Raw genomic sequence first — 16068 nt, forward strand, 5'->3', positions numbered from 1 at the left:
ATCGCTTTTGATAGAGGTGGATATTTATATCATGGTAGAGTAAAATCATTAGCTGAAGGAGCTAGAGAAGCAGGACTTAAATTCTAAGAAATTATGTATCGAAAATACAAAAGCGCAGAGTTAGTAAAACCAGGTGGATTAGATCTTAAAGATCGTTTAGTTGGTGTACAAAGAGTTACAAAAGTAACTAAAGGTGGTAGAGCATTTGGTTTCTCAGCAATAGTTGTTGTTGGTGATGAGGCGGGAGTTGTAGGCCAAGGTTTAGGAAAATCTAAAGATGTGGCTAGTGCAATTGCTAAAGCCATTGAGGATGCAAAGAAAAACCTAGTTAGAATTCCTATAATAAAAGGGACATTACCGCATGAACAAAAAGGTAAATATGGTGGAGCAAGAGTAAACATTATTCCGGCTGCTCCTGGTACTGGAGTTATTGCTGGTGGAGCTGTAAGAACTGTTCTTGAGGCTGTTGGAATTCATGATGTATTATCAAAATCTCAAGGATCCTCGAACCCTCATAATGTGGTAAAAGCAACGTTTGATGCTTTATTACAATTAAGAGACGCCAGAAGAATAGCTTCAGATAGAGGTATTTCACTTGAGAAAGTTTTTAACGCATAATCATATAAGAGATGGCAAAAATTAAAGTTACTAAAGTTAAAAGCGCAATCAATAGAACGTTAAGACAAAAAAGAATTTTAGAATCTCTTGGTCTTAAAAAAATTGGTCAAGTAGTAGAGCACGAAGCTACATCAAGTATACTTGGTATGGTTAATAAAGTAAATCACTTAGTTTCTGTTGAAGAAATTAAATAATATAATACTGAAATGGATTTAAGTAATTTAAAACCTGCAGAAGGTTCAGTTAAAAATCAAGGAAAAAGAATAGGTAGAGGACAAGGTTCCGGTAAAGGCGGAACTGCTACACGTGGTCACAAGGGTGCTAAATCTCGTTCTGGTTATTCTAAAAAGATTGGATTTGAAGGTGGGCAAATGCCACTTCAAAGACGTGTTCCTAAATTTGGTTTTACCAATATTAACCGTAAGGAATATCAAGGAATTAATTTAGATACGCTACAACAATTAGTAGATGATAAAAAAATTAAAGATACAGTAGATTTAGAGGTATTGTTCTCAAATGGATTAACTGGAAAAAATGATCTGGTTAAAATTATGGGAAGAGGAGAATTAAAAGCTAAATTAAAAGTAACTGCTCACAAGTTTACTGCAACAGCAAAAGCTGCTATAGAAGCTGGAGGAGGAGAAGCTGTAACTTTATAAGATATCATAGGTATATGAAATTTATAGAATCAATAAAGAATGTTTGGAAAATAGAAGAGCTAAGAAACAGAATAGCTGTTACATTAGGTTTATTATTAGTGTATCGTTTTGGTGCACAAGTAGTATTACCTGGTATTGATGCCTCTCAGTTAGGTGGTCTAAGTGATAGCACTGATTCAGGTTTATTAGGACTTCTTAATGCTTTTACGGGGGGAGCTTTTGCAAATGCATCCGTTTTCGCTTTGGGTATTATGCCTTACATTTCTGCTTCTATTGTAGTTCAATTGATGGGAATAGCAATTCCTTATTTACAAAAGCTACAAAAAGAAGGTGCTAGCGGACAAAAGAAAATTAATCAGATTACACGTTGGTTAACCATTGCAATCTGTTTATTACAAGCTCCGGGCTATTTAGCAAGTTTACCAGCTTTAGGTATTCCTCAAAGTGCATTTTTATTGGGATATGGTCCTTTGTTTTATTTCTCTTCAGTTACGATTTTAGTAACAGGTTGTATCTTCGCCATGTGGTTAGGTGAAAAAATAACTGATAAGGGTATTGGAAATGGTATATCGCTATTAATTATGGTAGGTATTATCGCGAGAATGCCATCATCGTTTATACAAAATGCTGCGAACCGATTAGAGGGTAACAATGTTATGCTTATCCTGTTTGAGGTGGTTATATGGTTCTTGGTTATATTGGCATCAATATTATTAGTATTGGCTGTGAGAAAGATAGCTGTTCAATATGCAAGACGTACGGCATCTGGAAGTTATGAAAAAAATATTATGGCTGGGTCAAGACAATATATTCCATTGAAGTTGAATGCTTCTGGGGTTATGCCAATCATATTTGCTCAAGCTATCATGTTTGTGCCAGGTTTAATAGGAGGAACTTCTTTTTTAAAGGATTCTGCCACCGGTGCATGGCTACAAACACAATTCTCTGATATCTTTGGGTTTTGGTACAATTTAGTCTTTGCTTTATTAATTATAGTATTTACATACTTCTATACAGCAATTACAGTGCCTACAAACAAAATGGCGGATGATTTAAAACGTAGTGGCGGTTTTATTCCTGGTATTCGTCCAGGTTCTGAAACTTCTGAATATTTAGATAAAATAATGTCTCAGATAACCTTACCGGGTTCAATATTTCTAGCATTAATCGCTGTGTTCCCAGCTTTTATTGTAAAACTTATGAATGTGCAACAAGGTTGGGCTCTGTTTTTTGGTGGAACTTCACTTATTATTTTGGTAGGTGTTGCCATTGATACTATGCAACAAGTAAATTCATACTTGTTAAATAGACATTATGATGGCTTGATGAAAACAGGGAAAAATAGAAAGGCTTTAGCTTAATTTATATACCATGGCAAAACAAGCAGCAATAGAACAAGACGGAACAATCATTGAAGCATTATCAAATGCGATGTTTCGTGTTGAATTGGAAAATGGTCACATAGTGACGGCACATATTTCAGGAAAGATGCGTATGCATTATATTAAATTGTTACCTGGAGACAAGGTGAAATTGGAAATGAGTCCTTATGATTTATCTAAGGCTCGAATAACTTATAGATACTAATAGGATGAAATCATGAGATTTTATCTGACAGTAAAAAAACAACTAATAAGGAACAGATGAAAGTTAGAGCATCAGTTAAAAAAAGAAGTGCAGATTGTATAATTGTGCGCAGAAAAGGTAGACTTTACGTAATTAACAAAAAGAATCCTAGATTCAAACAAAGACAAGGGTAGTTATGGCAAGAATTGCAGGTGTAGACATACCAAAAAACAAAAGAGGAGTTATCTCTTTAACTTATATCTATGGGATAGGTAGAAGTAGAGCAAAAGAAATTTTAGCGATAGCTAAAGTTGACGAAAGCATAAAAGTTCAAGATTGGAACGATGACCAGATAAGTGGTATTCGTGAAGCTGTAGGTACTTTTAAAATTGAAGGTGAATTGCGTTCTGAAACACAAATAAACATTAAGCGATTAATGGATATTGGATGTTACAGAGGGATTCGTCATAGATCGGGTCTTCCTTTAAGAGGACAACGTACAAAAAACAATTCTAGAACTAGAAAAGGTAGAAGAAAAACAGTTGCTAACAAGAAGAAGGCAACTAAATAATTAAAAGTCATTAGTATTTAGGGGTTAGATGAATCTGCTTGAAATGTAAAAGTTTAGGATTCTATAAACTAACAACTAACATCTAGAAACTAAAAAAATATGGCAAAGACAAGTACTAAAAAACGTAAAGTTATTGTAGATTCTGTTGGTGAAGCTCATGTTACGGCTTCTTTCAACAACATTATTATTTCACTTACCAACAAAAAGGGCGATGTTATTTCATGGTCTTCTGCTGGTAAGATGGGATTTAGAGGTTCTAAGAAAAACACACCTTATGCTGCTCAATTAGCAGCAGAAGATGCTTCAAAAGTAGCTCAAGAAGCTGGTTTAAAGAAAGTAAAAGTGTATGTTAAAGGTCCAGGAAATGGTAGAGAATCTGCTATCAGATCAATTCATAATGCTGGAATTGAAGTGACAGAAATTATTGATGTTACTCCTTTACCACATAACGGCTGTAGACCTCCAAAACGTAGAAGAGTTTAAGTTCACTGAATAATTCAGTAATTAATATTAATTAACAAGTATCACAAAGAGATCAACGATTATCGAAGGATAAGATTAAGACCTTAATTCATAATCACTCTTATAATAAATTAAAAAAATGGCAAGATATACTGGTCCTAAAACTAAAATAGCTCGTAAATTTGGCGAGGCTATTTTTGGAGACGATAAGTCTTTTGAAAAAAGAAATTACCCTCCTGGTCAACATGGTGCAAACAAGCGTCGTGGAAAAAAATCTGAATACGCTATCCAATTAATGGAGAAGCAAAAAGCTAAATATACCTATGGTATTTTAGAAAGACAATTTAGAGGTTTATTTAAAAAAGCTAGAGCAGCACAAGGTATTACAGGTGAAGTTTTATTACAACTTTGCGAATCTAGATTAGACAATGTAGTATTTAGAATGGGAATTGCTCCTACTAGAAGCGCTGCAAGACAATTAGTATCTCACAGACACATTACGGTTAATGGTGAAGTGGTAAACATTCCATCTTTTTCATTAAAAGCAAGTGATGTTGTAGCTGTAAGAGAAAAATCAAAATCACTTGAAGCTATTGATAGATCTCTATCAAATTCAAGTCACGTATACGAATGGATTACTTGGAATACAGAAACGATGCAAGGAACTTATGTTTCTATCCCTTCAAGAATTCAAATTCCAGAAAATATCAATGAGCAATTCATTGTCGAATTATATTCTAAATAATAAATTAATCATATTGGTATTTGGCCAAAGGATTTATTAGTCTTCTTCAAACTTTTAAATCGCGCAACTAAATAACAATTAAAACGAAGAAAGATATGGCAGTATTTAATTTTCAAAAGCCTGACAAAGTAATCATGATCGATTCTACCGATTTTGAAGGTAAATTCGAATTCAGACCTTTAGAACCAGGGTATGGCTTAACAGTAGGAAATGCTTTGAGAAGAGTTTTATTATCTTCTTTAGAAGGATTTGCAATTACTTCGGTTAGAATTGAAGGTGTAGACCATGAATTTTCTGCAATTTCAGGTGTAGTTGAAGATGTAACAGAAATTATTTTAAATTTAAAACAAGTATGTTTTAAAAGACAAATTGAAGATATAGATAATGAGTCTATTTCAATTTCAATTTCTGGACAAGAGCAAATTACCGCAGGTGATTTCCAAAAGTTTATTTCAGGATTTCAAGTATTAAATTCAGAATTAGTTATCTGTAATTTAGATCCTAAAGTGAGTTTAAATATGGAAATTACTGTTGAAAAAGGTAGAGGATATGTTCCTGCAGAGGAAAACAATAAAGCTTCTGCGCCCGTTGGAACCATCTTTACAGATTCAATTTACACGCCTATAAAAAATGTTAAGTATAGTATAGAAAACTATCGTGTTGAGCAAAAAACTGATTATGAAAAATTAGTTTTTGAAATCATTACAGATGGTTCTATTACACCTCAGGATGCTCTAACAGAAGCCGCTAAAACATTAATTCACCACTTTATGTTGTTCTCTGATGAGAGAATTACTTTAGAAGCTGATGAAATAGCACAAACAGAAACTTATGATGAAGAATCACTTCACATGAGACAATTGCTTAAAACGAAGCTAATTGATATGGATTTATCTGTACGTGCATTAAACTGTTTAAAAGCTGCTGAAGTTGATACATTAGGAGACTTAGTGTCATTTAACAAAAATGATTTAATGAAGTTCCGTAATTTTGGTAAAAAATCTTTAACCGAGCTTGAAGAGCTTGTTATTGTAAAAGGTTTAAATTTTGGAATGGATTTAAGTAAATATAAATTAGATAAAGATTAATTAATCATATTTTGCTCCTCGCAAGTCGAGTTTGGTAGCAAGATGATAAAATAAATGTCATGAGACACGGAAAAAAAATAAACCATTTAAGTAGAAAAACCGCACATAGAAAGTCAATGTTGGCAAATATGGCGTGTTCATTAATAGAACATAAGCGTATTAACACTACTGTTGCTAAAGCAAAAGCTTTAAAGCAATTTGTTGAGCCAATGATTACTAAGTCTAAAGAAGATACGACTCACAACAGACGTATTGTGATGGCGCGTTTAAGACAAAAAGAAGCTGTTGCTGAGTTGTTTAGAGATGTTGCGGCTAAGGTTGCGGATAGACCAGGTGGTTATACAAGAATCATTAAACTTGGAAATCGTTTAGGAGATAATGCTGATATGGCAATGATTGAGCTTGTAGATTATAATGAAATTTACAATGCGGATAAACCTAAGAAGAAAACGACTAGAAGAAGTAGAAGAGGTGGAAGTAAGACGGAAACACCAGCTGCTCCAGTTGCTGAAGCTCCGGAAGTTGAAAAGCCAGCTTCAAATGAAGAAGAATAAATGTTATTAACAAACATAAATTTTAAGGATAAACTTTTTTAGTTTATCCTTTTTTTTGCAATTTTGCGAAACCTTTCGAAAAAAAATGAAGTATCAAAAAAAACAAATCGCTATTATTTTATTGGCTGATGGAACCATATTTTATGGTAAATCAATAGGAAACAAACAAGGGACAGCTTTTGGAGAAGTCTGCTTTAATACTGGAATGACTGGTTATCAAGAAATTTTTACAGATCCATCTTATTTTGGGCAACTCATGGTTACTACCAATGCACATATTGGAAACTATGGCACGAATGTAGATGAAGTTGAATCGGATTCTGTTAAAATAGCAGGGTTGATATGTAAAAATTTTAGTTATAACTATTCACGAGAAGCTGCAGATGCTTCATTAGAAGATTTTTTAAATTCAAATAATTTGTTTGCTATCTCTGATGTTGATACAAGAGCCTTAGTAAGTTATATTAGAGATCATGGCGCTATGAATGCTGTCATAACTACAGATGTAGAAAACATTGAATCGCTAAAAAGACAACTAGCTCAATTTCCAAGTATGAATGGTCTAGAACTTGCTTCAAAAGTTTCAACGAAAGAACCATACTATTTCGGCAATGAGAATGCAACGTACAAAGTATCTGCACTTGATATTGGGATAAAAAAGAATATTCTTAGAAACATTGCAAAACGAGATGTTTATATAAAAGTATTTCCTTATAATGCAACGTTTGAAGAATTAGAGTCTTTTAATCCGGATGGTTACTTTTTATCAAATGGGCCTGGAGATCCCGAGCCATTGGTTGAAGCCCAGACTTTAGCTAAAGAAATTATAAAACGGGATTTGCCTCTTTTTGGGATATGTTTAGGGCATCAAGTAATAGCTTTAGCTAATGGTGTATCAACTTATAAAATGCATAATGGTCATAGAGGAATCAATCATCCTGTAAAAAATTTAAAAACAGGTAAAGGTGAGATTACATCTCAAAATCATGGTTTCGCCGTTAATAGAGAAGAAGCAGAGTCAAATCAAGATTTAGAAGTAACTCATGTGCATTTAAATGATAATACGGTTGCAGGGATTGCTATGAAATATAAGAATTGTTTCTCCGTGCAATATCATCCTGAAGCTAGTCCGGGTCCACACGACTCATACTATCTTTTTGATCAGTTTATAGAAAACATTAAAAATAAATAGCCAAAAGCCTTAAAAACATGAAAACTTTTTAAGGCTTTTATGTTACTAAAACGTTATAGGGTGAAATTTGTGTAATTCTTTAAAAACATATAAATTAAAACAAGATTAAACCGTAAATTTGAATATTAAACAAAGTTAAAATAGAGTACTTATGAGTATAATAATTAATATCCATGCTAGACAAATTCTAGATTCTAGAGGAAACCCTACTGTTGAGGTAGATGTTGTTACAGAAAATGATATTTTAGGAAGAGCTGCAGTACCATCTGGAGCATCTACAGGAGAACACGAAGCTGTTGAATTAAGGGATGGTGGAAAAGCCTATATGGGAAAAGGTGTTTTAAAAGCTGTAGAAAATGTAAATTCTATTATAGCTCCGGAATTATTAGGAACATCTGTATTTGAACAAAATTTAATTGATCAATTAATGATTGATTTAGATGGCACAAAAAATAAATCTAAGTTAGGTGCAAATGCTATTTTAGGTGTATCTCTAGCGGTTGCTAAAGCTGCTGCTTCAGAGTTAGGTTTGCCTTTATATCGTTATGTTGGAGGAGTTTCTGCAAATACACTTCCAGTACCGATGATGAATATAATTAATGGGGGTTCTCATAGTGATGCGCCTATTGCGTTTCAAGAGTTTATGATTATGCCTGTAAAGGCTAAAAGCTTTACGCATGCAATGCAAATGGGAACTGAGATTTTTCATAATCTTAAAAAAGTGTTGCATGATAGAAACTTAAGCACTGCTGTAGGTGATGAAGGTGGTTTTGCACCAACTCTTGATGGTACAGAAGATGCTATTGAAACGATAGCAAAAGCTGTGGAAAATGCTGGATATAAGTTTGGAGAAGAAGTAAAAATTGCATTGGATTGTGCTTCTGCTGAATTTTATGAAAATGGAAAATACGACTATAAAAAATTTGAAGGTGATACAGGTGTTATAAGAACATCGAAAGAACAAGCTGATTATTTAGCTGAGTTAGTAGCTAAATACCCAATTATTTCAATAGAAGATGGCATGGATGAGAATGATTGGGAAGGTTGGAAATATTTAACTGAGCTTGTTGGAGATAAAGTGCAATTAGTTGGTGACGATTTATTTGTTACTAATGTTGAACGTTTATCAAGAGGTATTGAAGAAGGTATTGCCAATTCAATTTTAATAAAAGTAAATCAAATAGGTTCTTTAACAGAAACTATTGCGGCTGTTAATATGGCTAAAAATGCCGGTTATACATCTGTAATGTCTCATCGTTCTGGTGAAACGGAAGATAATACGATTGCAGATTTGGCAGTTGCATTAAACTGTGGACAAATCAAAACTGGTTCTGCATCACGTAGTGATCGTATGGCAAAATATAATCAATTACTTCGTATAGAAGAAGAATTAGGAGAAGTTGCTTACTTTCCACAAGAAAAAGCGTTCAAAATAAAGTAAAAAGGATACTCAATATATTTAAAAAGCCAAATTCATTTATGAATTTGGCTTTTTTTATGACTAGAATATTTTATATGCTATCTGTAACTATTGTTACAAGTCTATTATTTAGTGACATAAGTCATATTTTAAGTCTTAATTATGTAATAAATTTAGGGGATTTACTCTTTAGACAGAACAAACTAATATTACGATTATGAACAATTTAAAAGATATACTATATCAAAAAATCCAGGAGCATAGACCGAGAACTTCAAAGTTATTAAAGGAGCATGGAGATAAAATTATAGATCAGGTTTCTGTATCCCAAGTTATTGGCGGTATGAGAGGTATCAAAAGTTTAATAACTGATATTTCCTATTTAGATCCTTTTGAAGGAATTCGTTATAGAGGATATACATTACCTGAGGTTTTAGAAAAATTACCAAAAGCAGATAATGCTGAGATGCCCTATGTAGAGGGATTATATTATTTACTTTTAACAGGTGAAGTCCCCACAAGGGAAGAAGTTGAGTCGTTGGTAATAGATTTTAAAAATCGTCGAGTGGTTCCAAGATATGTGTGGGACGTTATTGATGCATTTCCAAGTAATAGCCACCCAATGGCTATATTATCTGCAGCCGTAATGAGTTTAGAAAGAGAGTCTCATTTTAGTAGTAATTATAAGAAAGGGATGAGCAAGATGGATTATTGGAGCTGTACTTATGAAGATGCTACGAATCTACTTGCTAAAATGCCGTTAATTGGAGCTTATATCTATAATAAATTATATCATCCAGAACATGGTCATCGTTTCCCAGATCCATCTTTAGATTTAGGAGCGAATTTTGCTTACATGATGGGAAAGGATAAACCATATGATGATGTTTCGAGAATGTATTTTATTATTCATGCAGATCATGAAAGTGGAAATGTAAGTGCGCATACTGGACATTTAGTAGCTAGTTCCCTTTCTGATATTTATTATGCAACTTCTGCAATGATAAATGGATTAGCTGGTCCACTCCACGGATTAGCTAATCAAGAAGTGCTTAGATGGTTACAAGGTTTACGAGAACAAATGAATGGCGTATTACCAACTGAGGAAGAAATGAAAAAATATGTTTGGGATACTTTAAATAGTGGGCAAGTTATTCCTGGTTATGGTCATGCTGTTCTTCGTAAAACGGACCCAAGGTATTCCGTTCAAAGAGAATTTTGTTTAAAACATATGCCGAATGATGAGTTATTTAAATATGTGGACGCTTTATATAAGGTTGTTCCTGATATTTTAAGAGAGCATGGTAAGGCAAAAAATCCTTGGCCCAATGTTGATGCTCAATCTGGCGTAGTTCAATGGCATTACGGTGTTACACAATATGATTTTTACACGGTGTTATTTGCCATTGGCAGATCTTTTGGTGTATTGTCAAATATCATTTGGGATAGAGCGTTAGGGTACTCATTAGAAAGACCTAAATCGATTACAACAGAAATGTTAGAAAACATGGTTGAAACCGAAAAACATCTTTCTCAACCTGTTTAAATTTATTTCCAACAGGAAGCTATTTATAATTTTTTTGTATCACATCCAATCAATAATTATAGTAAGTTGATATAATAATAGTAGTTATTTTTGTAAATTAGCATTCCGCAAAAAACAAGAATTAATTAATTTATTTATGTTAGAAAAAGCCACCTTAGAAGTAAACGGTAAAAAATATGATTTTCCGATTGATATTGGAACAGAGAATGAAACTGCTATTGATATATCAAGCCTTAGAGGTTCAACGGGAGGAGTAATTACACTAGATGCTGGTTTTAAGAATACAGGTTCTTGCAAGAGTGCTATTACTTTTTTAGATGGTGAAAAAGGTATTTTGAGGTATAGAGGATATTCAATAGAGGAATTAGCTGATAAGGCAGATTTTTTAGAAGTATCTTATCTTTTAATTTTTGGAGAACTTCCAACAAAGGAACAACTTGATAAGTATCATGCAGATATTAAAGCCCAGTCTGTAGTAGATGAAGATATTAAAAAGATATTGGATGCATTTCCTAAATCAGCCCATCCTATGGGAGTGTTATCGTCGCTTACCAGTGCTTTAACAGCTTTTAATCCGTCTTCAGTAAATGTTAATTCTGAAGAAGATATGTATAGAGCTATTGTTAGGATTATGGGGAAATTTCCTGTACTTGTAGCTTGGACACTTAGAAAGAAGAATGGATTACCACTAGATTACGGAGATAAAAATTTAGGTTATGTAGAGAATGTCTTAAAAATGATGTTTAGACAGCCTAATGAAGATTATGTTCAAAATAAGGTCTTAATTGAGGCTTTAGATAAATTATTAATCCTCCATGCAGATCATGAGCAAAATTGTTCGACTTCGACCGTAAGAGTTGTGGGGTCATCTCATGCTGGATTATTTGCATCTCTTTCTGCGGGAATATCGGCACTTTGGGGTCCACTTCATGGTGGTGCGAATCAGGCCGTATTAGAAATGCTTGAGGCAATAAAGCTTGATGGTGGTGATACTAAAAAGTATATGGCTAAAGCAAAGGATAAAGAAGATCCGTTTCGTTTAATGGGATTTGGTCACAGAGTTTACAAGAATTTCGATCCTAGAGCGAGAATTATTAAGAAAGCAGCTGATGAAGTATTAGACGATTTAGGAATTGAAGATTCAATTTTAGATATAGCAAAAGGATTAGAGCAAGAAGCCTTGAAGGATCCTTATTTTGTTGACCGTAAATTATATCCAAATGTGGATTTTTATTCTGGAATTATTTATAGAGCTATGGGTATACCAACCGATATGTTTACAGTTATGTTTGCATTAGGACGTTTACCTGGATGGATAGCGCAATGGAGAGAAATGAGATTAAATAAAGAGCCCATAGGAAGACCAAGACAACTTTATATTGGTGCAACAGAAAGATCTTTTGTTGAAGTTGATAAAAGATAAATTTATTTTATAGTGAAAAGAGAAAGCTTCATATTTTGTATGAAGCTTTTTTTTATCTTAGGCCTATGTTAAAACTTAATATAAAAAATGAAACCTCACGCTTGCGTGCCGTTGTTTTAGGAACTGCTAAGAGTAATGGACCAGTCCCAAAAATAGAAGATTGCTATGATCCTAAAAGCATACAGCATGTAAAAGCAGGTACCTATCCAAAAGAAGAAGATATGATTTTGGAAATGGAGGCTGTTGCTGCTATTTTAAAAAAGTATAACGTACAGGTTTATCGGCCAGAAGTTATTAAAGATTGTAATCAAATTTTTTCAAGAGATATCGCCTTTGTTATAGAAGATAAAATAATTAGAGCCAATATTTTACCTGATAGAGATGAAGAAATTCATGCTATTGATTATTTATGGAATCAAATAGCGCCAGAAAATAGAATTATATTACCTGACGAATGTCATGCCGAGGGAGGCGATGTTATGCCTTGGAATGACCATATTTTTATTGGAACTTATTCTGGTGATGATTACGCAGATTATATTACTGCAAGAACGAATCTAGATGCTGTAATAGCCATACAAGAATTATTTCCTAACAAAACGGTTAAGAGTTTCGAATTGCGAAAGTCCAATACAGATCCAAAAGAAAATGCACTTCACTTAGATTGTTGTTTTCAGCCTATAGGAAAAGATAAGGCCATTATTCATAAAAATGGATTTCTTATTGAAAAAGAATACGAATGGTTAGTGGAATTTTTCGGAAAAGAGAATATTTTTGAAATCACAAAAGAGGAAATGTATAATATGAATAGTAATGTGTTTTCTATTTCTGAGAAAGTCATTATTTCTGAAAAAAACTTTACCCGTTTAAATACATGGTTAAGACATCAAGGTTTCACGGTTGAAGAAGTCCCTTATGCTGAAATAGCCAAACAAGAAGGTTTATTACGTTGTTCTACACTGCCTTTAATAAGGGATTGATTTTTAAAGTTTTATTTAGTTTCTTGTTTTTTAAACGGAATTTGAATTCGTTTGAGATCTCTGCAAAAAGCTGTAATCTGTAATTTTATGATAAGAACATTTTGCTTACTTCTTTAGTGGATTCAACCTATAGTCACGTAGAGAAGCGTAACGCAAAACCAAACCTAATCCGATCAATATGAGAGGTCCTACATATATAATACAGACGTAAATCCAATCAATTTTTTCAGCCTCCAAAGCAAATAAACCAGCGCCAAGGTATCCGAAAGTAGAGACCAATAACACGATGATGCCGATTGTGATAGCAAGTGGAGTTGATTTTACCATCTTGAACGGTGCATCCATACCTTTTCGACGCGCTTGGATATAGGCTAGTGCTATGAATACATAAGGAATTACAAGTGAAAGCGATGATAGATCGTTCAATAAACCGACCAAATGTTCTGAGCCACCGGAACCCGTCAAGTTTGAGGTTAATGGAATTAGAATCAACAATATAACAACTAGAGCTTGCAGCCACAACGCCTGCTTATGAGTTCCGCTAGAGTCTCTGCGGATAAGAGCTTTAGGGAAGGTGCCAGGAGGTATCTCGGTAAACATAGCTCGGATAGGACTTTCAGCCCAAATAATGAAACTAACGATTGAGCCTATGGTTATCAGGCTCATACATACTTTAGCAATTGGTAAACCGGGCAGACCCAACATTATTGCCAATTTAAACCAGATATCGTAAAGTCCTGTAGACTTGGTTAATTGGTCTAGAGGAAAAACGATTGCAACCGCAAGACTTGCCATTATATAAATTGCAGCTATCAAAAAGGTTGAAATCAAGATGGCTCGTGGAAAACCACGAGAAGGGTCTTTGACCTGCTTTACATAAGGGGCGGCTACTTCGGCGCCAGCTACAGCGAATAACAACCAAGAAAATGTGGCGAAGTATTTAATATCTAGAGTTGGACAAAGTGCATCATAACTGAATTTGTTAGCTGGTGAGACTTTTCCTAAAAAGGCTAACAGTAAAGGTGCCACTATTAGAAAGGCTACTAAAATCAGAGTGCCTTTACCTACCCAGTCGGCTAGATGGGAAAATAACCGTATGCCACGACTCGCAAAATAGGTAATAACTATGCAAACAATTACTGCGAGCAAAGGCAACAATGTTGCTTTAGAGGCGAATTGATCTACACCAGTTATTGAAAGTGATATCCTAATAGGTAACTTACTGAATGCTGATTGCAAGAATACGAGATTTGCGACGAAATAAGACCAAGTTCCAACGAAGGCCCAATGAGCACCAAGACCACGTTCCATGTAACTGTAGATGCCTCCTGATTCTGTTGTGTCTGATGCAAATTCCGATAGGATGAGTGCTAATGGTAGAAAATATAGCATGCCTACTAAGAACCATGAGGGAATGGCTGTTAAACCCATCTCTACCATATTGTCAATAACGTTTGTAATACCAAATGTGGCTACTAGAATTAGCATAGCGACTGTGATTACCGACATCTTAGTAGACGATTTTTGCTTTTCCTGTCTAATTATTTTTTTGTTTTTATGCATTTATAATCTACGTGTTGGTTGGCGAATTTTATCACATTAAAAAAAAACCAATAAGGCTCATTTCGTAATTGAAATTATATTTATTTCATATAAATTAATTTCATTATCAAAATTATTCCTAAGGGGAATTTGAATGGTTTTCAAAATATAAATCTGCTATTTCATTTTTATAAACACATCATATAAGCAGTTAAAGCCTCTTTCTCTTCTTTTTTTAAATCTAAATCTAATACTAAATTAAAAAACTCAACGGTATCATCTAAAGTTGGAAGCCTGTCATCGTGCAGATACGGGGGAGAATCTTTTATACCTCTTAAAGGGAAGGTTTTAATAGGGCCTTCAGGTCTTCCTTTGTAGAATCTTTCAACTTTTAAATCATGCATATAGTCATCTACGAAAGCCGGACCATAATGGCAAGTTATGCATTTGGCTTTTCCATTAAACAATTGTTCGCCTAATAATTCTTTTTTAGTGGCTTTTTCAGGAATTAATTTTCCCATTGCATCTAATTTTGGTGCAGGAGGAAAATCAATAATGGAATTAAAATCACCCATTCTATTAGCAATGGCCTTTTGATGAGCCCTCGCACCTATATGTTGCATCATGCCTGGGTCTCCATCAAAATATTCTTCTATTTCTGAAAAGTGATCCATACTTCTTATAGACCGTTTTGATGCTAATAACTGTAAATTATAATTTCCTCTCATGGAAGGTGTGCCAACCCGCAATCGGGCTAAGTGCGGTCTGGAGTCAGGCGCTAATTCAAAAGCACCGTTTGTATGGCCGTTAACATGGCATGAGAAGCAAGATACTCCAGCGCTTGGTGCTTCTGTAACCCTATGAGTGGTTTGATTAAACCATGTTGTTGGTGTTGTTCTAAGTAATTCTTTTAGCCCTTCCATCTGTTCAGGAGTTAATATTCCATTAAATATTTCATAGTAATTACCAAATGTGATTTCTCTTCCCTTGGCTACGTCACCTAATTCCTTATGAGTAGTTAAAAACATTGCAGGCGGGAATTCAGGAAGGTATTGATCTGGATAATCATGGTCAACATCAATTCTAATGTGTTCAGGGTGTACTTTATTCCAACTATCTGGAAAAACCATATGGGCTGTTGATGCCAAAGGATGTGCCAAAGGTTTAAATGGAAATAAATCCTTTTCCTTTATTTCATCAGCAGATAATTTCGCTAAGTCTTCGTAGGAGTTAACTTTTTCTGAAAGTTTAGAGATTGGACCTTTCATTATTTGTTTTCTACCACCAGACATATATTTTCCTTCAAAGACTTCTCCAGTAAAATTGTAGCGAGAATTCATATATTTTTTGGTGTCATCCATCAACTTAGGTTTTTGGTTTTTATGAAAAGACAACCATTCATTCCATTCCATAGGAAGATTTGGATCCATAAAAGAACTTTTACCTTTGCCACCGTATTTCCAAAGATCAAAAGGAGTTCTTTCTCCTTTTTCTACATCGGGATAGGGCATAAGAGAATCAATATGCCCACTTCCCAGCTCATAGTCCGGTTCAACATAGTTCTCAATTTTAGCTCCCGGAGATTGCAGTAAGTGCAGCCCTAATTTATCTGAGACTTGGAATGCAGTCAAAATTAATACTCCTGAAAACAAGAGCAACAGTAATTTTTTTTTCATTTTTATGATTATTTAAAACAATATAT

At 34.1% G+C, this 16068-nt stretch carries 19 protein-coding genes; 17 read left to right on the forward strand and 2 right to left on the reverse strand.

Annotation, left to right across the window (positions count from 1 at the left end):
- The 17 genes from AC15TD_RS00780 to AC15TD_RS00860 form a co-directional block, all read left to right on the forward strand.
- Positions 1-87 (forward strand): 50S ribosomal protein L18 (locus AC15TD_RS00780; protein WP_484450275.1); only part of this gene is annotated, 87 nt, incomplete at its 5' end.
- Positions 88-93: 6 nt separating this feature from the next.
- A complete protein-coding gene (rpsE, locus tag AC15TD_RS00785) occupies positions 94-618 on the forward strand; it encodes a 30S ribosomal protein S5 (protein ID WP_484450230.1) in 525 nt (174 codons plus the stop codon).
- Positions 619-629: 11 nt separating this feature from the next.
- The gene (gene rpmD, locus AC15TD_RS00790; protein WP_484450231.1) at positions 630-812 is read left to right on the forward strand and encodes a 50S ribosomal protein L30; all 183 of its coding nucleotides are present in this window, start codon (positions 630-632) and stop codon (positions 810-812) included.
- 12 nt (positions 813-824) lie between these two features.
- Positions 825-1277, forward strand: coding sequence for a 50S ribosomal protein L15 (rplO, locus tag AC15TD_RS00795; protein ID WP_484450232.1), 453 nt, complete (start codon positions 825-827; stop codon positions 1275-1277).
- Positions 1278-1291: 14 nt separating this feature from the next.
- Positions 1292-2638 (forward strand): preprotein translocase subunit SecY, encoded by a 1347-nt coding sequence (secY, locus tag AC15TD_RS00800; protein ID WP_484450233.1) that lies wholly within the window; start codon positions 1292-1294, stop codon positions 2636-2638.
- 10 nt (positions 2639-2648) lie between these two features.
- Positions 2649-2864: a translation initiation factor IF-1 gene (gene infA, locus AC15TD_RS00805; protein ID WP_028289261.1), complete on the forward strand. Its 216-nt coding sequence runs from the start codon at positions 2649-2651 to the stop codon at positions 2862-2864.
- A 56-nt stretch (positions 2865-2920) separates the two neighbouring features.
- Positions 2921-3037, forward strand: coding sequence for a type B 50S ribosomal protein L36 (gene ykgO, locus AC15TD_RS00810; RefSeq protein WP_074961360.1), 117 nt, complete (start codon positions 2921-2923; stop codon positions 3035-3037).
- 2 nt (positions 3038-3039) lie between these two features.
- Positions 3040-3414, forward strand: a complete 375-nt coding sequence (rpsM, locus tag AC15TD_RS00815; RefSeq protein WP_484450234.1) for a 30S ribosomal protein S13 — start codon at positions 3040-3042, stop codon at positions 3412-3414.
- 99 nt (positions 3415-3513) lie between these two features.
- On the forward strand, positions 3514-3897 hold the full coding sequence (rpsK, locus tag AC15TD_RS00820) for a 30S ribosomal protein S11 (RefSeq protein ID WP_484450235.1): 384 nt from the start codon (positions 3514-3516) through the stop codon (positions 3895-3897).
- Positions 3898-4015: 118 nt separating this feature from the next.
- Positions 4016-4621: a 30S ribosomal protein S4 gene (gene rpsD, locus AC15TD_RS00825; protein ID WP_484450236.1), complete on the forward strand. Its 606-nt coding sequence runs from the start codon at positions 4016-4018 to the stop codon at positions 4619-4621.
- Between the two features lie 95 nt (positions 4622-4716).
- Entirely contained in the window at positions 4717-5709 is a 993-nt protein-coding gene (locus AC15TD_RS00830; RefSeq protein WP_484450237.1) for a DNA-directed RNA polymerase subunit alpha, read from the forward strand.
- A gap of 59 nt (positions 5710-5768) precedes the next feature.
- A complete protein-coding gene (gene rplQ, locus AC15TD_RS00835; RefSeq protein ID WP_484450238.1) occupies positions 5769-6263 on the forward strand; it encodes a 50S ribosomal protein L17 in 495 nt (164 codons plus the stop codon).
- 85 nt (positions 6264-6348) lie between these two features.
- Positions 6349-7455, forward strand: a complete 1107-nt coding sequence (gene carA, locus AC15TD_RS00840; RefSeq protein ID WP_484450239.1) for a glutamine-hydrolyzing carbamoyl-phosphate synthase small subunit — start codon at positions 6349-6351, stop codon at positions 7453-7455.
- A 151-nt stretch (positions 7456-7606) separates the two neighbouring features.
- The gene (gene eno, locus AC15TD_RS00845; RefSeq protein ID WP_484450240.1) at positions 7607-8896 is read left to right on the forward strand and encodes a phosphopyruvate hydratase; all 1290 of its coding nucleotides are present in this window, start codon (positions 7607-7609) and stop codon (positions 8894-8896) included.
- Positions 8897-9092: 196 nt separating this feature from the next.
- Positions 9093-10421: a citrate (Si)-synthase gene (locus AC15TD_RS00850; protein WP_484450241.1), complete on the forward strand. Its 1329-nt coding sequence runs from the start codon at positions 9093-9095 to the stop codon at positions 10419-10421.
- A gap of 136 nt (positions 10422-10557) precedes the next feature.
- Entirely contained in the window at positions 10558-11844 is a 1287-nt protein-coding gene (locus AC15TD_RS00855; protein ID WP_484450242.1) for a citrate synthase, read from the forward strand.
- 65 nt (positions 11845-11909) lie between these two features.
- Positions 11910-12824, forward strand: coding sequence for a dimethylarginine dimethylaminohydrolase family protein (locus AC15TD_RS00860; protein ID WP_484450243.1), 915 nt, complete (start codon positions 11910-11912; stop codon positions 12822-12824).
- Positions 12825-12929: 105 nt separating this feature from the next.
- Here the strand turns inward: AC15TD_RS00860 and AC15TD_RS00865 are convergent, their stop codons facing one another.
- Positions 12930-14387, reverse strand: a complete 1458-nt coding sequence (locus AC15TD_RS00865; RefSeq protein WP_484450244.1) for an amino acid permease — start codon at positions 14385-14387, stop codon at positions 12930-12932.
- A gap of 167 nt (positions 14388-14554) precedes the next feature.
- Positions 14555-16042, reverse strand: a complete 1488-nt coding sequence (locus AC15TD_RS00870; RefSeq protein ID WP_484450245.1) for a cytochrome C — start codon at positions 16040-16042, stop codon at positions 14555-14557.
- Between the last annotated feature and the right edge of the window lie 26 nt (positions 16043-16068).

This window comes from Yeosuana sp. (assembly GCF_057126245.1).